16 protein-coding genes are annotated in these 17,340 nt (G+C 63.6%); 10 read left to right on the top strand and 6 right to left on the bottom strand.

Annotated features, from left to right (window positions below; genetic code table 11):
- Positions 1 to 176 precede the first annotated feature (176 nt).
- Together AB6809_RS15915 and AB6809_RS15910 are read left to right on the top strand one after the other, a co-directional pair.
- Complete coding sequence (locus tag AB6809_RS15915) at positions 177 to 791, top strand: hypothetical protein (RefSeq protein ID WP_029970028.1); 615 nt, start codon at positions 177 to 179, stop codon at positions 789 to 791.
- Positions 788 to 1,330 carry a hypothetical protein gene (locus AB6809_RS15910; RefSeq protein ID WP_006048430.1) on the top strand — a complete coding sequence of 181 codons (543 nt, stop codon included), beginning with the start codon at positions 788 to 790 and terminating at the stop codon, positions 1,328 to 1,330. The genes AB6809_RS15915 and AB6809_RS15910 overlap by 4 nt, the downstream gene beginning before the upstream one ends.
- Positions 1,331 to 1,412: 82 nt before the next feature.
- On the opposite strand, the gene AB6809_RS15905 is transcribed toward AB6809_RS15910, so the two are convergent.
- Together AB6809_RS15905 and AB6809_RS15900 are read right to left on the bottom strand one after the other, a co-directional pair.
- Complete coding sequence (locus AB6809_RS15905; protein ID WP_029970031.1) at positions 1,413 to 2,759, bottom strand: AAA-associated domain-containing protein; 1,347 nt, start codon at positions 2,757 to 2,759, stop codon at positions 1,413 to 1,415.
- Between the two features lie 103 nt (positions 2,760 to 2,862).
- Positions 2,863 to 4,614 (bottom strand): ABC transporter permease subunit, encoded by a 1,752-nt coding sequence (locus AB6809_RS15900; RefSeq protein WP_006048432.1) that lies wholly within the window; start codon positions 4,612 to 4,614, stop codon positions 2,863 to 2,865.
- Between the two features lie 672 nt (positions 4,615 to 5,286).
- On the opposite strand from AB6809_RS15900, the gene AB6809_RS15895 reads away from it, so the two are divergent.
- On the top strand, positions 5,287 to 6,978 hold the full coding sequence (locus tag AB6809_RS15895; RefSeq protein WP_029970034.1) for a sensor domain-containing diguanylate cyclase: 1,692 nt from the start codon (positions 5,287 to 5,289) through the stop codon (positions 6,976 to 6,978).
- 114 nt (positions 6,979 to 7,092) lie between these two features.
- Positions 7,093 to 7,359, top strand: a complete 267-nt coding sequence (locus AB6809_RS15890; protein ID WP_006048434.1) for a hypothetical protein — start codon at positions 7,093 to 7,095, stop codon at positions 7,357 to 7,359.
- A 121-nt stretch (positions 7,360 to 7,480) separates the two neighbouring features.
- On the opposite strand, the gene AB6809_RS15885 is transcribed toward AB6809_RS15890, so the two are convergent.
- Together AB6809_RS15885 and AB6809_RS15880 are read right to left on the bottom strand one after the other, a co-directional pair.
- Positions 7,481 to 8,800 carry an ATP-binding protein gene (locus AB6809_RS15885; protein WP_006048435.1) on the bottom strand — a complete coding sequence of 440 codons (1,320 nt, stop codon included), beginning with the start codon at positions 8,798 to 8,800 and terminating at the stop codon, positions 7,481 to 7,483.
- Complete coding sequence (locus AB6809_RS15880; protein WP_006048436.1) at positions 8,784 to 9,509, bottom strand: response regulator; 726 nt, start codon at positions 9,507 to 9,509, stop codon at positions 8,784 to 8,786. The genes AB6809_RS15885 and AB6809_RS15880 overlap by 17 nt, the downstream gene beginning before the upstream one ends.
- Before the next feature lie 219 nt (positions 9,510 to 9,728).
- Here AB6809_RS15880 and AB6809_RS15875 point away from each other — a divergent pair, with 219 nt between their 5' ends.
- Positions 9,729 to 10,262, top strand: a complete 534-nt coding sequence (locus tag AB6809_RS15875) for a periplasmic heavy metal sensor (protein WP_006048437.1) — start codon at positions 9,729 to 9,731, stop codon at positions 10,260 to 10,262.
- 218 nt (positions 10,263 to 10,480) lie between these two features.
- Here the strand turns inward: AB6809_RS15875 and AB6809_RS15870 are convergent, their stop codons facing one another.
- Entirely contained in the window at positions 10,481 to 11,191 is a 711-nt protein-coding gene (locus AB6809_RS15870; RefSeq protein WP_029970035.1) for a pirin family protein, read from the bottom strand.
- A 481-nt stretch (positions 11,192 to 11,672) separates the two neighbouring features.
- On the opposite strand from AB6809_RS15870, the gene AB6809_RS15865 reads away from it, so the two are divergent.
- The 5 genes from AB6809_RS15865 (at position 11,673) to AB6809_RS15845 (ending at position 16,747) form a co-directional block, all read left to right on the top strand.
- Positions 11,673 to 12,449 (top strand): ABC transporter substrate-binding protein, encoded by a 777-nt coding sequence (locus AB6809_RS15865; RefSeq protein WP_029970037.1) that lies wholly within the window; start codon positions 11,673 to 11,675, stop codon positions 12,447 to 12,449.
- Positions 12,450 to 12,761: 312 nt separating this feature from the next.
- Positions 12,762 to 13,451 carry an ABC transporter permease gene (locus AB6809_RS15860; protein ID WP_006048440.1) on the top strand — a complete coding sequence of 230 codons (690 nt, stop codon included), beginning with the start codon at positions 12,762 to 12,764 and terminating at the stop codon, positions 13,449 to 13,451.
- A complete protein-coding gene (locus AB6809_RS15855; protein WP_006048441.1) occupies positions 13,448 to 14,161 on the top strand; it encodes an ABC transporter permease in 714 nt (237 codons plus the stop codon). The genes AB6809_RS15860 and AB6809_RS15855 overlap by 4 nt, the downstream gene beginning before the upstream one ends.
- A 41-nt stretch (positions 14,162 to 14,202) precedes the next feature.
- Positions 14,203 to 14,982, top strand: coding sequence for an ABC transporter ATP-binding protein (locus tag AB6809_RS15850; RefSeq protein ID WP_029970039.1), 780 nt, complete (start codon positions 14,203 to 14,205; stop codon positions 14,980 to 14,982).
- 640 nt (positions 14,983 to 15,622) lie between these two features.
- Positions 15,623 to 16,747: a porin gene (locus AB6809_RS15845; RefSeq protein ID WP_029970040.1), complete on the top strand. Its 1,125-nt coding sequence runs from the start codon at positions 15,623 to 15,625 to the stop codon at positions 16,745 to 16,747.
- Positions 16,748 to 16,955: 208 nt separating this feature from the next.
- Here the strand turns inward: AB6809_RS15845 and glnK are convergent, their stop codons facing one another.
- Entirely contained in the window at positions 16,956 to 17,294 is a 339-nt protein-coding gene (gene glnK, locus AB6809_RS15840; protein WP_006048444.1) for a P-II family nitrogen regulator, read from the bottom strand.
- Positions 17,295 to 17,340 lie beyond the last annotated feature (46 nt).

Here is a 17,340-nt window from a genome sequence, read left to right as displayed (position 1 = left end):
AGCAGAAACCGGTTTGGTGCGCACCATGTTTTGCAATTGCTTGCACTTTCCCTCTGCCATTTACAAAACGCATCCTGCAAAATGCAGCAGCCCATTTTCGACGATGGGACGACATGCCGCCGGCTCGCCGTTGCCTTCGCACGCGAGCTGGAGCACTTGCAAGAGTAGAGACAGGGATGCAAAAGAAAATGCTGTGCGCCGGGTGCCTGGAACCAGGCTTGAAACCGCGCTTGAAAGTGCGCCGTCAACCAGAAGCGAGGCGCGGATGGGGTAACGCAACGGTCCTCGTTGCGTTGAGCCTGGCGTTTGCGTCGGCGCTCTCGGGCTGCAGTTCGTTCTACACCGAAGGCGCCACCGCCGGCGCGGGTATCGCCGGCGCCGCGCTCGCGGCGAAGGTTACGAGCAACGCCGCCGTCGCGACCGGCATCGGTCTCGGCGCGGTGGCCGCGGCGCGAGCGGGCGTGCAGTACTCCGAGCGCGTGGTCCACCGGAATACGCAGGACGGCATCGCGAAGATCGCCGGGCCGCTCGAAGTGGGCGCGATCGCGCCGTGGAGCGTCACGCATTCCATGCCGATCGAAGACGACGAACACGGCCGCGTCACGGTCAGCCGCACGATCAGCGCGGGCGCGCTCGACTGCAAGGAAATCGTCTTCTCGGTCGACCACATCGCGACGAAAAACGTCCCGGCCAGCAGCGCGTTCTACGTGGCCTCCATCTGCCGCGACGGCGAAAACTGGAAATGGGCGTCGGCCGAACCCGCCACCGAACGCTGGGGCGCATTGCAATGACCGCGCGTGCGTTTCCGGCCGCTCAGCGGCTGCATCGCGCGAGTCTGACGGCGCTCGCCGGCGTGCTATGTCTCAGTGCGACGCTGCTCACGAGCGGTTGCTCGTCGATCGGCGCGGCGAGCGGCGCAGCCGCCGGCGTCGCGTCCGGCCTCGTCACGTCGAATCCGGCGGTGGGCATCGGCGTCGGTATCGCGGTGCAAGCCGCCACCGACGAAGCCATCGGCCGCTACATGCGCAGCATGCACAGCGACCAGCAGAATCTGATCGCGGCTTTGGCCGGCGCGATGCCCGTCGGCGAAACGCGTCCGTGGTCCGTCAAACATACGCTGCCCATCGAGAACGGCCACGGCCAGGTGCGCGTCACGCGCGCGTTCGGCTCGGCGCTCGCGCTATGCAAGGAGTTCGTGTTCTCGGTGCAGGACGGCGACGGACCGAACGCACGCGAAGACTGGTACACGGCAAGCGCGTGTCAGCAGGAGAAAGGCTGGAAATGGGCGTCGGCGGAACCGGCCGTGGAGCGCTGGGGCAATCTGCAATAAAACGAATCGCACCGCATAACGAAAAACGGCAGGGTCTCCCCTGCCGTTTTCATTGAACCGTACTACGTGAGCGCCGCGGTGGTCACGACTCCACGTCTTCCAGACTGAAGATTTCGGTCTGGTCGTTGTAGGAAAAAATCTCGCCATAGCGCCCCCAGTTGATGACCGCGTCGAGCGTTTCTTCGGCGGCGCTGTCGGACAGAAAATCCTCCAGTTCCTGCTCGAAGCGCACGCGCGGTGCGCGATGCCCCGGCCGCTCGTTCAGCACCTTCTTGATTCGCGCGGCGAGCGGCACATGCCGCAGTAGATGCTCGGCGAACATCATCTTGCGCTCCTGCGTGCCGAATTCGGCGAACACGCGCGCGGGCGGCGTCAGGAAAATATCGCCTTCGCGGACGTCGGCGAAACCGAGGTGCTGAAGCACTTCCGCGACCGGGAACAGATCGTCCACTTCGAGATGCAGCGAACGCGCGATTTCCGGCATGTCCGCGCGGCCGTGATACGGCGCGGCGGCGAGCGTCTCGATCAGACCGGCCATCAGGTTGGTCGACACGTGCGGCAACCAGCTATGCAGCTCGAGGCCCTTCCGCGTTTTCTCGTCGGTCTGACGCGCGGTCATTTTCGCGTAGATTTCGTCGACGAGACGCCGGAACGCCGGATCCAGACGATTGCGCGGATGCTTGAACGGTACCTTGATCTCGGCGATCACCCGGCCAGGATTGGACGACAACACGAGAATCCGGTCGCACATGAAGACCGCTTCCTCGATGTTGTGCGTGACGATCAGCACCGCCTTGATCGGCATGCGGCCTTGCGTCCACAAGTCGAGCAGGTCGGTACGCAGCGTCTCGGCGGTCAGCACGTCGAGCGCGGAAAACGGCTCGTCCATCAGAAGCAGTGTGGGGTCGACCACCAGCGCGCGCGCAAAGCCGACGCGCTGGCGCATGCCGCCCGACAACTCGCGCGGATACGCGTTCTCGAAGCCGTCGAGGCCGATCAGGTCGATCGCGGCGAGCGCGCGTTCGCGCCGCTCGCGCGCGGCCACGCCTTGCGCCTCGAGCCCGGCTTCCACGTTTTGCAGCACGGTCAGCCACGGGAACAGCGCGAAGGTCTGGAACACCATCGCGACGCCCTTCGCGGGACCGTCGAGCGGCTTGCCCATGTACGTGACTTCGCCGTCGGTCGGCTCGATCAGACCGGCGATGATGCGCAGCAGCGTCGACTTGCCCGAGCCCGAACGCCCGAGCAGACCGACGATCTCGCCTTCGCGCAGCGACAGGTTGGCGTCGTCGAGAACCAGCAGTTCGCCTTGCGACTTGTTGAAACCGCGGCACACGTCCTTGACGCGCAGGATTTCTTCGCCGAGACGCGGCGGCTTCGGCGGCGTCTGGATCGGCGTGGCGGTCGTGGCAGCTTTAGGATTTTGCATCGCGTTATGCCTTCAATTCTCAGGAAAACACCGGGCCGCGCAGGTTTGTCGTGCACCGCGGCAGGCCAGGCGCGTAGCGTCAGGGCCTCAGGGCTTCGTGGCCTCAGTCCAGCCGCAGCTTCGCTTCGGCGTAGGCGTACATCGGACGCCACAGCAGGCGGTTGAACAGCGTCACGAATAGCGACATCACGGCGATGCCGACGATGATCTTCGGATAATCGCCCGCCGCCGTCGACTGCGCGATATAGGCGCCGAGCCCGTGCGCGGCCACCTTCGTGTCGCCCCACTGCACGAATTCCGCGACGATGCTCGCGTTCCACGCGCCGCCCGACGCGGTGATCGCGCCCGTCACGTAGTACGGGAAGATGCCCGGCAAGATGGCCTGACGCCACCACTGCCAGCCGCGGATATGGAAATTCTTGGCCGCCTCGCGATAGTCGTTCGGATACGAAGTCGCGCCGGCAATCACGTTGAACAGGATATACCACTGCGTGCCGAGCACGATCAGCGGCGAGAGCCAGACATCCGGGTTCAGGTTGAAGCGCACGATCACGATCACGAAGACCGGAAACAGCAGATTCGCCGGGAACGCGGCCAGAAACTGCGCGAGCGGCTGAATCTTCTCGGCGAGCGCGGGCCGCAGGCCGATCAGCACGCCGACCGGCACCCAGACCACAGACGCCAGCGCGATCAGCACCACAACCCGCAGCAGCGTGATCAGCCCGAGCACGAACACGTGGCCGACTTCATCGAGCGATACGCCGGTGCGCACGTAGATGAACACGCGATACACCACATAGACAGTGGCGACCAGCACGAGCGCGCCCCACACGATGTCGCCGATGCGCGAGCTCTTCTGGATCTGCGGAATCGGAAAGCGCGGCGCCTGCAGCGCGGGCAAGCGGAACGGCACGCGCGCGGCCTTCGCGAACATCCAGCCGAGCGGCACCAGCAAGCGGTGAATCAGCCGCGTGCGGCGAATCAGATCGAGCAGCCACGATTCGGGCGCGTCGCCCGAACTGGTGGTCTCCATGCGGAACTTGTCGGCCCACGCCACCAGCGGACGGAACAGGAGCTGATCGTAGGCGAGAATCACGACCGTCATCGCGAGGATCACCCAGCCGATCGCATGCAGGTTCTTGACCACGATCGCCTGCGCGAGATACGCGCCGATGCCGGGCAGCGTGATCGTGTTATTGCCGACCGTGATCGCCTCCGATGCGACCACGAAGAACCAGCCGCCGGACATCGACATCATCATGTTCCAGATGAGGCCGGGCATCGAGAACGGCACTTCGAGTTTCCAGAAGCGCTGCCATGACGTCAGATGAAAACCGCGCGAGACTTCATCGAGATCGCGCGGCACCGTGCGCAGCGACTGATAGAAGCTGAACGTCATGTTCCACGCCTGGCTCGTGAAGATCGCAAAGATCGCCGCGAGTTCGGCGCCGAGCACGCGGCCCGGAAAGAGCGCGAGAAAGAACGTGACCGTGAACGAGATATAGCCGAGCACCGGCACCGACTGCAGGATGTCGAGAATCGGCACCAGCACGAGTCCGGCGCGGCGGCTCTTCGCGGCCAGCGTGCCGTAGGCGAGCGTGAAGATCAGCGACGCGACCATCGCCGCGAGCATGCGCAATGTGGTGCGCATTGCGTACTCGGGCAGATTCGCCGGATCGAGCGAGATCGCCTGCGTCTTCAGCGTCGACATCGGCGCGAGCGTCTCGTGAAAGCCGATCGCCGCCATCGCGATGATGCAGATGATGAGCGGAAACGCGACGAAGTCCCAGCGGTTGGGCAGCACGCGCCATGCCGACGCGTTGGCGGTGCGCTTCAGGTTGAAGCTGAAATCCATCAGACCGGCTCCTCGTTAATACAGGCGTTCGAATGCGCGAAGGAGGCCGCGGCTGCCGCGCGGCGGTCTGAAGTTCGGTCCGGAAAGCGGAAATCAGGCATGGCAAAACGCGTGTGCGCGGTAAATCGTTAGCGTACGAGACAGGTGGACCGGCAACGGAAGCGCCGATGGGCAAGCCGCCCCCGAACCGCAACCGTCAAGCCTGAGTCCTGTCGCCGCAGGCGCCGCCCGTAGGCTGGCGAGCTTTCCTTTGTTTTGGACGGCACGACACTACACCATCCTATGTTTCAGGCACAACCTTTGAAGGCAAATCCGGCAACTTGCTGCGCCCCGCCTGACAACGGCCCGGCAATGGCCTGACAGTGGCCTTCCGCGAAGCTTCCGTGAAGACCGCGAGCCTCGTTGCGCGTCTCGTCGCGCGTGGCCTATTGCCGCTCCCGGCATCAAGAAAACGGCGCGGTTGCCGTTAAGAGCCTGATGGGTGCAGCCCATCTGGATTCATTGCCGCGATAAGGGTGCCGTCTGGCCCCATGACGGTTAGAATCCACTAAAGATGCGCCCGTATGGATGGTTTTATCCCGGCCCGCGCGGCGCAACCCCGGGCGAAACGGCGCCGCGGCGCTGCCACGAATAAGCTAGTTGCATGTCTCAGCCAGACGGATCAGAGGGTCGATGAACAGGACAACCTTGCGCCAGGCAACCGGCCCGATCGGCTTCGTGCTGATCGTACTGGCTTGCTGGTTCGTGGCCGGCATGGTCGCGGACCGGATGGTACAGCAAGAGCTCAACGCGGCGTTGCACGCGCAGCGTCAGATGGCCGCCTCGATCGTCGACAACATGGCGGAGGTGATCGCAAGCGACCTCGCGATGTCGCGAGCCATTCCCGCAACCATGGCCGAAATGGACGTGGTCCAGAACGCGCTGGTGCAATCCCGGAATTATGCCGCGAACGGCGAGACGACGGAACCCGCGCTGCGCGCCGCGTTGCTAAAAGACCCGCATCTTGGCGCGGTCAGCACCTTCCTGCACCGGGCACAGGGCTTCTCCGGGCTCGATCAGGTGTGGCTCGTGAATGCCAACGGCATCTGCGTGGCCTCGAGCGATGTCTCCGGCGATCCGCAGAGGCGGCGCGCCTCGTTCGTCGGCGTCGACATGCGGGTGCGCGCGTATCTGACCAACGCGCTGCTCGGCGCGTTCTCCGAAACCTATGGCGTGGGCCGCACGAGCGGCGAACCCGGCATCTTCATCGCGGTCCCCGTCTATGCGGACGGCGAACTCGCGGGCGCGGTCGTCGCCAAGGTCGGCATCGCGCGGTTGCGCCACTGGGTCGCGCATGCCGGCACCTTCGTCGCCGACGATAACGGCGTCATCATCATGGCGCACGACAGCAAGCTCGAAGGCCACGCGCTGCCCGATTCGCGCGTGACGAAGATGAGCGTCGCCGAGCGCACCGTGACCTATCGCCGCGACGCGTTCCCGGACATCCAGATTCGCGTCGACAACGAAGTGCGCGAGCAGGCGCCGTGGGTCTCGGCGACCGTCGCCGGGCAACTGTTCGGCTCGGCCGGCCGCCTGGGGCCGTCGCTGTATCAGACGCGCGGCGGTTTGAACTCGGGGCTCTCCGCGCATCTGGTCGAACCGCTCTCGGCCTGGCCCGAGCTGTTGCGCAACCATAAGCGCGATCATCTGCTGGTGTTTCTGACGCTGGCGGGCACCGTGGCGCTCGCGTGGGTGATCACCGTGTCGTACGTGCGCGAGCGGCGCCATCATCGGGCCACGCGCGATCTCGCCGAGCAGTTGCAGTCGGCCAATACGCTGCTTTCGGCGGAGGCGCGTCACGACGCGTTGACGGGCGCGCTGTCGCGCCGCTACTTCCTCGATCTGCTGCGTCACGAGATCGATCGCGCGCACCTCGGCAACCAGCCGCTTTGCATGGCGATTGCCGACCTCGATCACTTCAAGCAGATCAACGACCGCTTCGGCCATGCCGCCGGCGACCGCGCGCTCGAGCATTTCGTCGAGACCTGCCGCGCCGAACTGCGCGGCGCCGATGCGATCGGCCGGCTCGGCGGCGAGGAGTTCGGTGTGCTGCTGCCCGGCACCGATCTCGCGGGCGGCCGCGAAGTGGTCGAGCGCCTGCGATTGCGTCTGAAAGCGGTGCCGTCGGCGAAACTGCCTGCGTCCGTTACGCTTAGCGTGAGCATCGGCATCACGGAGTTGTCCGTCGACGACCTCCCCGAGCGGATCATGAGCCGCGCCGACATGGCGCTCTATGCCGCCAAGACCGGCGGGCGCGACCGCACCGAAGCGCTGCCGCCCGACGACACCGCCCCGCCCGCGCGCACGGTCGCAAGCGTCTGGTAACGGCGAGTCCGCTCCTTGACGCGACGCAAGCCGGAGCTTCGAGCCTTCCGCAAGCAAGCAGGTATGATCGACACTGACCTCGAGTTGTCGCTACCGCTTTAACGGGAGATTCGCATGAAGGGAAATCTGGTCATTGTTTGCCGCGATCAGGATGCTGACGCGTTCGACCATCTGCTGGCTGAGTATGGCGCGTTCCAGACGCGGCTGTCGTCGACCGCGTGGTATCTGAAGCTCGATGTCGCGCCGGAAGTCATTCAGGAAGAGATACTCGGCCGCCTCGGCAAGTACACGACCCACTATATTTTCGAAGCCGAAACCGTGACGTGGAATACGGTGGATAGCGAAGCCGCGAACGCGCTGAATACGTTGTTTTCGGATTAGCTCGCGAGCGGGAAGCAGTTGTGGTCGCGGTCGCAGTAATGACCTGGGATGACCTCGGCGGCGGACCACACCAGCCCACGACAAAACCAGGCGCGACGCAACGCCGCGCCTGCAACTCAAATCACCAGACACTGCTCTCCGACGCCGCCCTCGCCTGAGGCACCGCCGAAAACGGGAAGCTCATCAAGACGCGCAAGCCGCGGCCGTCGTGGTTGCCGATCTGCCACTCACCGCCGGCGCGCCGCACCAGCCGCTCGACAATCGCAAGCCCAAGACCGCTGTGGCCATTGCCGCCGCGCGCGGGGTCGAGCCGCACGAAAGGCCGGCTTGCGTTGACGAGATCCTGCGCGGCGATGCCCTTGCCGTTATCGCTCACCGACAACGTGAAGCCTTCCGCCGTGCGCGCAGTGGCGACGACGATAGGCGGCGCTCCGTACGCATGCGCGTTGTCGAGCAGGTTCGACAGAATCCGGTCGAGCGTGGCGGCGGGCAGCATGAAGCCGGGGCCGGCTCGCAGATCGGTCTGCACCGCAGGCGCGCCCGAGGCCACCGCGCGATAGCTGCGCACGACGCGTTCACATTGAGCATCGACCTCGACGGCTTCGCTGCGATCCGCGCCGTCGTGCGCGAACACCAGGAATTGTTCGACGATGTGCGTCATCGAATCGACGTCGCGCACGACGCCGTCGCGCATCTTCGCTTCGTCCATCATTTCGGCGCGCAGACGCAAGCGCGCAAGCGGCGTCTTCAGATCGTGCGCGACGCCCGCGAGCATCACCGCGCGGTCGTTCTCGGTGCGCGCGACTTCCTGCACCATCTGGTTAAAGCCATGCGTCAATTGCCGCAACTCGCGCGGTCCGCGCTCGGGCACGGGCGGCACCGGCAAGCCGCGGCCGAAGCGCGCCACTGCCTGGGCGAGCGAGCGCAACGGCTGCTGTAACGCCCATGCGGCGAACAGCGCCGCCATCACCGCGAACGAGAAGATGATGACGAGCCACAGCACCGTTCGGTCGAGCGAGCGCGGTGGCCGCAGCGGCTGCACCGGCACGACGATCCAACTGCGGTCCCTCGGTGCGCGCACCCAGAGCGTGGGCGGCGCTCCCGGCAAACCGACGCGGACCTGTGTGCCGGACGGCATGCGGTCGCGCGCGTCTTCGATAAACCGTTCGAGCGGCGGCGGCAGATTCGATGTCTCGGGCGGTACTTCGGGACTCGCCGGATCGACGAGCTTTACGCGCGACGGCAGCGGCTGATCGGGATTGCGGGCCACGTGCTGACGCACCGCGTCGACGAGGAACGTGGCTTCTTCGACGGCGTAGCGGGTTTGCAACTGGCTGCGCTCGAGGCGCATGAGCGCATACCACGCGAAATGCGACAGCAGCAGCACCGCGACGACCAGCAAGGCCAGCCGTCCGAACAACGAATCAATGGGCCGGCGCATTCTGATCGCCGTCGGGCACGAACACGTAGCCGCGCCCGCGCACTGTCTGAATGAAGCGCGGCGTGGACGGGTCCGTTTCGAGAATGCGCCGCAGACGCCACACCTGCACGTCGATACCGCGGTCGGTGCCGTCGTATTCGGGACCGTGCAGCAGCTCGAGCAGACGCTCGCGCGTCAGCGTGCGCATGGGATGGTTCACGAAGATTTTCAGCAACGCGAACTCGCTGCCCGACAGCGTGAGCGGCTTGTCTTCCTGATGCAGCGTGCGCGACTGGAAGTCGAGCGTGAAGCGGCCGAAGCTGAACGGCTCGCGCTGTTCGGGCGCGGCCGCCGAAGGCAGCGTGCGCCGCCGGCGCAACACCGCCTGCACGCGCGCGAGCAGCTCGCGCGGATTGAACGGCTTGCCGAGATAGTCGTCCGCGCCGAGTTCCAGACCGACGATCCGGTCGACGTCGTCCGCACGCGCGGTCAGCATGATGACCGGGATATCGTCGCCCGACGCGCGCAGCTTGCGCAATGCAGTGAGCCCGTCCACGCCCGGCATCATCAGGTCGAGCACGATCAGGTCGGGACGCTCGCGTTCGAGCCTGCGCTCGAGCGAGCCCGCGTCGTGCAGCACCGAGACTTCGATGCCCTGACGGGCCAGATAGTCGCGCAGCAGATCGCGCAGTTCGACGTCGTCGTCGACAACAAGTATTTGAGTAGCCATGGAATGAAGTTTAACGCGCGGCAGCAGCGGTTTTCGATTTCACAGAGGCCTCAAGGGTTACCGGGTGTTACGGTGAAAGCTGCGCGTAATGGCCCGTAACAGCGGCGCAAAGGCGCGTAACACAGCGCCGGATGCAGTTCTCTACGCTGTGTCTTACCGAATGCAGGCCGTCAACTGGATCGGATGCATCGTCGGCTATTCCATTACAAGGAGCCTTACATGTCCACCAAAAAAATCTCGCGCGCCCTCGCCGTTGCCGCCACCGCTCTCGCCATCGGCGCGGGCGCTGCTTATGCCGCCCAACCCGCTCATGAGGCCCACGGCGGTCCGGGCGGATGGCACGGTCACTTCATGAAAGAGCTCACGCAACTACATGATCAGTTGAAGCTGAACGCGGATCAGGAAAAGCAGTGGCAAGCCGCACTCGACACGATGAAGCAAGGCCATGAAGCGATGCGCGCGAACCACGAGCAGATGAAGAACCAGTTCAAGGCCGCGCAGCAGCAGCAGATTCTGGATCTGAATGCGATGGCCTCGGCTCATCAGCAGATCGAGCAGAAGGACGCGCAGTTGCGCCAGCAAACCACGGACGCCTGGCTCAAGTTCTATAACGGCCTGAACGACCAGCAGAAGACGACTGTCAGCACGGCGCTGAAGCAGCGCTTTGCGAAGATGGAGTCGCGTCACGAGAAGATGCGCGAGCGTTGGCAGCAGCATCACGGCGCGGCGTCGGCGCCGGCTGCGAGCCAGTAAGCGGCGCGGTCGCCGCGCTGCAAAGCGCGGCGGCTTCGCGGAAATAGAAACGCCACGGAGCGCAGTTCAAAAACTCCGTGGCGTTTTCCATATATACATATAGCGGCGCGCGTGCGCATTCCCGCTGAAACTGAGCTTGCAGCACGCGCCCTTTGCGCCGTCTTGGTTGCGCCCTCAACCAACTCCGCGTTGAGCGGCGGGCAACAACTGCCCTCGCTTCAGCTATCGAGCCGCCCAAGGTCGAACAGCAGCACTTCGGCGTGATCGCCCTTTTCCAGCGTCACCGTGTCCGTATCGCTGAGCTTCGCGGCATCGCCCGCTTGCAGCGCCTGGCCGTTCACCGTCAGCGAGCCGCGCGCGACGTGCACATACACGAGCCGTCCCGCGGGCACCGCGAAGCTGGCCGTCTCCGCGCCGTCGATCAAGCCCGCGTAAATCGACGCGTCCGCGTGGATCGTCACCGAGCCGTCGCGGCCGTCGGGCGATGCGACGACGCGCAGGCGGCCGCGCTTGTCGGCGGCGTCGAAGCGCTTTTCCTCGTAGCCCGGCTGATCGCCCGCGCGTTGCGGAATCACCCAGATCTGCAGCAGATGCGCCTCTTCGTCCGGCGACGCGTTGAACTCGCTATGCATCACGCCCGTGCCGGCGCTCATGCGCTGCACGTCGCCGGGACGGATTGTCGAGCCGTTGCCCATGCTGTCGCGGTGCGCGAGCGCGCCTTCAAGCACATACGTGACGATCTCCATGTCGCGGTGCCCGTGCGTGCCGAAGCCCTGTCCACCCGCGATGCGGTCTTCGTTGATCACGCGCAGCGGCCCGAAATGGACGTGCTCGGGATCGCGATAATCGGCAAACGAAAAGCTGTGATACGAGTCGAGCCAGCCGTGGTTGGCGTGGCCACGCTCGTCGGAGCGGCGAATCTCGATCATGACGTACTCCCGGTGAAATTGGCGATGGCGAGAATGTATGGGCTCGCCATCCGATCCACAATCGGGCGCGGGCGCACCGGATCGTTTCGCAAATCCGCTTAATCGAAGTTGGCGAAGCGGGCCGCGCCCATCGAACCGTCGTCTACCGCTTTCGCAACGCGCCGCGCGAATGCGTCGCGCATACGCAACGGCCTTCATGCGGCGCCGGCGCCGCGGGCAACGCGCACTGGCGCCGCGCCCCTGTTCGGGTAAAATACCGCGCTTTTCAACGCATAGGGTGGCCGAAGGCTCGCCTGCCAAAGCCTTGGCAAAGGCTCGCAATGGCCTGGCAAGGCCGGACACCACGCGGAAAACCGCGGCGGCGCGACAATTTTGACCGCCTAGAATAGCGACGGCCGGCCACGAGCCGAGGCGACGGCCGGCCACGAGCCGGCTTCGTCGGGATCGGACACCACGACGATCAGTTTGACCCAGGAGAAACATGAAGAAGCTCGCACTGTGCGTAGCGCTCGCCGTCATGGCCACCGGCGCCATGGCAAAAGAATGGAAAACCGTACGCATCGGGGTTGACGCCAGTTATCCGCCGTTCGAATCGAAGGCGACCAGCGGCCAGGTCGTCGGGTTCGACGTCGACGTGACCAAGGCGCTGTGCGCGCGAATGAACGTCAAATGCGTGTGGGTGGAGCAGGATTTCGACGGCATCATCCCGGCATTGAAGGGCAAGAAGTTCGACGCGATCGTGTCGTCGCTGACCATCACGGACAAGCGCCGCGAGCAGATCGACTTCTCCGACAAGCTCTTCGACGCCCCCGCGCGCATGATCGCCAAAGCCGGCTCGCCGCTGCTGCCAACGGCTGAATCGCTGAAGGGCAAGCGTGTCGGCGTCGAGCAGGGCACGACCCAGGAAGCGTACGCCAAGGCGTATTGGGAGCCGAAGGGCGTGACCGTGGTGCCCTATCAGAACCAGGATCAGGTCTACGCCGATCTCACGTCCGGCCGGCTCGACGCCGCGCTGCAGGACGAAATCCAGGCCGACGCCGGTTTCCTGAAGACGCCGCGCGGCAAGGGCTTCGCGTGGGCGGGCCCGGAAGTGAAGGACCCGAAGACCATCGGCGAAGGCACGGCCATTGGTCTGCGCAAGGACGATGCCGAACTGAAGGCGATGTTCAACAAGGCGCTCGCGCAGATTCATCAGGACGGCACGTTCACGGAGCTCGAAAAGCAGTACTTCGACGTCGAGATCTATCCGGCACACTGAGCACGCACCTGGGCACCGTCGGAGCGCCGCCTTTGGGCACCGGGCGCCGCTCCGGTCCGGTGCAGCAATCGCAGCAATGAAAAGACTCGGGCTCGCCCGCATGGGCGCTCGCGAGGCTTCGTAATACAGTCGGTCTAGTTTCAAAGAGAGTCGAAAAGCGCGCTGCAGGACCGGCAACGGCCATGCAGTCATGATTTGCACAGCGGTGCGCTGTGCGCCGCGGATCACGGCGAGCCACGCTCGCGGTACATGCGGCGCCAGGCCGCCCGCGTCTTTCGCGGTGTGCCGCAAGCGCATCGTCAAGGACCCCCTATGTTCCTTCAAGGCTACGGCCCGCTGCTTCTCAACGGCACCTGGCAAACCGTCAAGCTGGCGGTGTTGTCACTGGCGCTCGCTTTCTTGCTGGGCCTTCTCGGCGCGGCGGCGAAACTGTCGAAGAACCGCTTCTCGCACGGCGCCGGCACCGTCTACACGACGCTCGTGCGCGGCGTGCCCGACCTCGTGCTGATGCTGCTGCTGTTCTACAGCATCCAGATCTGGCTCAACAATCTGACCGACCTGCTCGGCTGGGACCAGATCGACATCGACCCGTTCGTGGCCGGCGTCGCGGTGCTCGGCTTCATTTACGGCGCGTACTTCACCGAAACCTTCCGCGGCGCCTTTCTCGCGGTGCCGCGCGGTCAGCTCGAAGCCGGCGCGGCCTACGGCATGACGAGCTGGCAGGTGTTCGCGCGCATCATGTTCCCACAGATGATGCGCTTCGCGCTGCCCGGCATCGGCAATAACTGGCAGGTGATGGTGAAGGCCACGGCGCTCGTGTCGATCATCGGACTCGCTGACGTCGTCAAGGCTTCGCAAGATGCGGGCAAGGGCACCCTGCGGTTCTTCTTCTTTACCCTGCTTGCGGGGGCGATCTATCTCGTCATCACCACAGTGTCGAACTTCGTGCTGATGTACCTCGAAAAGCGTTACTCGACCGGCGTGCGAAAGGCGGATCTATGATCGAGATCATTCAGGAATACTGGCGCAATTATCTCTACACGGACGGCTACCGCTTCACGGGTCTCGCGATCACGCTGTGGCTGCTGGTGGTGTCGATCGGACTCGGCTTCTGCCTGTCGATCCCGCTTGCGGTGGCGCGCGTCTCGAAGAGGAAATGGCTCGCCGGTCTCGTGTGGCTTTACACGTACATCTTTCGCGGCACGCCGCTTTATGTGCAGTTGCTGCTGTGCTACACGGGCTTGTACAGCCTCGAAGTCATCCGCAATCACGAGCTGACCAACGCGTTCTTCCGCGACGGCATGCATTGCACGCTGCTCGCCTTCACGCTGAACACCTGCGCGTACACCACGGAGATTTTCGCGGGCGCGATCAAGGCCACGCCGTACGGCGAAATCGAAGCGGCGCGCGCGTATGGCATGTCGTCGTTCACGCTGTACCGGCGCGTGATCCTGCCGTCGGCGCTGCGCCGCGCGTTGCCGTACTACAGCAACGAAGTGATTCTGATGCTGCACGCCACGACCGTCGCCTTCACCGCGACCGTGCCGGACATTCTGAAGATCGCGCGCGACGTGAACTCGGCGACGTATCAGTCGTTCAACGCGTTCGGCATTGCCGCCCTGCTCTATCTGTGCATTTCTTTCGCGCTCGTGTGGCTGTTCCGCCGCGCCGAGCGCCGCTGGCTCGCTTACCTGCGGCCGCAAGGCAAATAAGCGGGCACACGCCCCGCGGTTAAGCACGCCCAAGGACCCCGATGAACAACACGAAGCAAAAGCTTTTCGTCGACGAACTTCATAAACAGTACGGCGATAACGAAGTCCTCAAAGGTGTTTCGCTGAAGGCGAACGCCGGCGACGTCATCAGCGTGATCGGCTCGTCCGGTTCGGGCAAGAGCACGATGCTCCGCTGCATCAACTTTCTCGAACAGCCGAACGCCGGCCGCATCTTCGTGGACGGCGAAGAAGTCCGCACGCAAAAGAACAACCAGGGCGCGCTGCGCGTGTCCGACCCGAAACAGTTGCAGCGCGTGCGCACCAAACTGTCGATGGTGTTTCAGCACTTCAACTTGTGGTCGCATATGAACGTGCTCGAGAACATCATCGAGGCGCCCGTGCATGTGCTCGGCCTAAAGCGCAAGGAAGCCGAAGACCGCGCGCGCGAATATCTCGAGAAAGTGGGCCTCGCGCCGCGTCTCGAGAAGCAGTATCCGTCGCATCTGTCGGGCGGTCAGCAGCAGCGCGTGGCGATCGCGCGCGCATTGGCGATGCATCCCGACGTGATGTTGTTCGACGAACCGACTTCCGCGCTCGATCCCGAACTCGTCGGCGAAGTGCTCAAGGTCATGCAGACGCTCGCCGAGGAAGGCCGCACCATGATCGTCGTCACGCACGAAATGGCGTTTGCGCGAAACGTGTCGAACCACGTCATGTTCCTGCACCAGGGGCGCGTCGAAGAAGAAGGCCGCCCCGACGATGTGTTCAAAAACACGCGCAGTGAGCGCCTGAAGCAGTTCCTGTCCGGCAGTCTGAAATAGCAATGCGGTAGCAAAACATATCGCACAGCCTGGTATTTGAGATTTGGCGATGACTCATCGCAACGCCTCATGACCGGGCTGTAGTCGAAGTACTTTTTACAAGGCGCTTACGAGCGCCTTTTTTGTTTCGGTCACCTGTGTAATCCGCGCTTTTCGGCCGCGAAACCGTCGCGTGGACGCCTCCCAACGCGTCTTTTCGCCCCTACCCTGCCGTATCCGAAGCGTCAATAGTGGCAATCCTTAATCTTGCCCCCGTCGATCCGTGATTTCCTTGTCGCATAAGGGCTTTAGCCGTTTTGACACAGGCGGCAATGGGTCTTTGCCCACATCGGTATTGCAATTTGGAGACACAGGTCAACGCCGGTACTAATTTCTTCTCACACTCAAGTGTATTTTTGATAAATTAGTAACCAAAGTAGCAAAACTAAGTTCATTAAAAGTAGTTTTACTTCAAAGCACAGAGGAGAACCGGTCGGCGAGGGATCGGCATGACGACCAGACAGCCCCAAGGCTGCACGTCAGGATAGGAGACCAATCCGCCCGCTAATCTCCCTGGTACCGATTTCTGTTCGGCGCAACTCGCGTCCGAACACCATTCGCAGTACTGGGTTTCACTTTTTGACAGGGTATGGAGGAGAAGATGAAGAAAGCTTTGCTCGCCGCTGCGCTGATGTCGGCCGGGGTTGTTGCACATGCCCAAAGCAGCGTAACGCTGTATGGCCGCCTGGACGCAGGTCTCGAATACATCAGCGGCCTGCCGAACGCCAACTATACCGGTTCAACCTCGCGCTTTCGCGCGGAAAGTGGTGACTGGGGCACGAGCCTGTGGGGCATGAAGGGCGTCGAGGACATCGGCGGCGGCAATAAGGTCCTGTTCCAGTTGGAAGGCTCGTTCAACACGATGAACGGTCAGGGTCCTGGCGGCGGCGGTCTCTTCAATCGCTGGGCAACGGTCGGTCTGTCGAACAGCGCATACGGTACGTTGACGATGGGCCGCATGCTCTTCATCTCGAACGGCGTGTGGGACTTCGACCCGTTCGGTCAGTCGAACTGGTCGTCGGCGTCGCTGGTGCGTGGCCGCAACTGGCCGCAATCGAGCAACAACATCGCTTACCAGTCGCCGAAGTTCTACGGCTTTGACGTGTACGGTCAGTACGCGCTGTCGAACGCGACGAACTGGAACGGTAACGGCACGACGCCGCAAGGCCGCGAAGCCGGTCTGCAAGTGACGTACACCTCGTCGCTGTTCCAGTTGCGCGGCATGTACGACGAAATCCGCAACAGCACCAACGGCAACTTCACGGACCCGTTCACGGCATCGCGCGAGTACACGGCTGCGTTCAACGTGTTCCTCGGTCAGTTCAAGATCCAGGGCGCGTATCAGGCAGTGCGCACGTCCGCGGCTGCCAGCGCGGTAAACGCTGCGCCGACCTCGCTCGATCACGAATGGGGCGGTGTGACGTGGCAAGCCACGCCGGCTGCAGCACTGATCGCGGCTGTGTATCACGTGAACGCGAACAAGGGCGGCGGCAACGCAACGATCTACACGATCGGCGGTTCGTACAACCTGTCCAAGCGCACGCTGCTGGACATCCAGGTCGCGACCGTGCGCAACAGCAAGTCGGCTAACTTCGGTCTGGATGCGAACAACGCAGGCCGTGGCGGCAACATCACCGCTTCGGACGGCACGGTCTCGTACAACGAGAACCCGCTGCCGGGCCACAGCCAGACCGGCGTGTACGCAGGCATTCAACACTCGTTCTAATCGAACGGTGTTCCCCGAAGGCGGCGCCTTCGGGGCTTAGAAGTTCTTCAAGAGAATCTTTTTCACGCTGCTGCGAGAGGCGCGTATCGGTGCGATGTCCGAAAGGGTATCGCACCGTTTTTTATTGGCGCGAAGGCTTCGCGAGTTCTGTCGACGTTGCGCAAAGTCTCCTGCTCGCGCCGGCGCACCGCTTCGGTGCGCGAGCGGCTTAGACGGCCGCTTCGTTTTCTTCGCCGGTACGGATGCGAATCACGCGCTCCACGTCCGCGACGAAAATCTTGCCGTCGCCGATCTTGCCCGTGCGCGCCGCGCCGATGATCGCGTCGATCACCTGATCGCACTGGTTGTCCGCGACGACGACCTCGATCTTCACCTTCGGCAGAAAGTCGACCACATACTCTGCACCACGATAGAGCTCGGTATGGCCTTTCTGCCGGCCAAATCCTTTGACCTCGGTGACGGTCAGACCCGTGAGGCCGACTTCAGCGAGCGCCTCGCGCACTTCGTCGAGTTTGAACGGTTTGATGACTGCGGTGATGCGCTTCATGGCGAACCTCGTCTCGTGACTGGAAGAGTGAAAGGGAAATGGATGA

It is taken from the genome of Paraburkholderia sp. RCC_158 (assembly GCF_041355255.1).
In the GTDB taxonomy this organism is placed as follows: Bacteria; Pseudomonadota; Gammaproteobacteria; order Burkholderiales; family Burkholderiaceae; genus Paraburkholderia; species Paraburkholderia graminis.
This window is presented reverse-complemented; position numbering and strand designations above follow the sequence as displayed.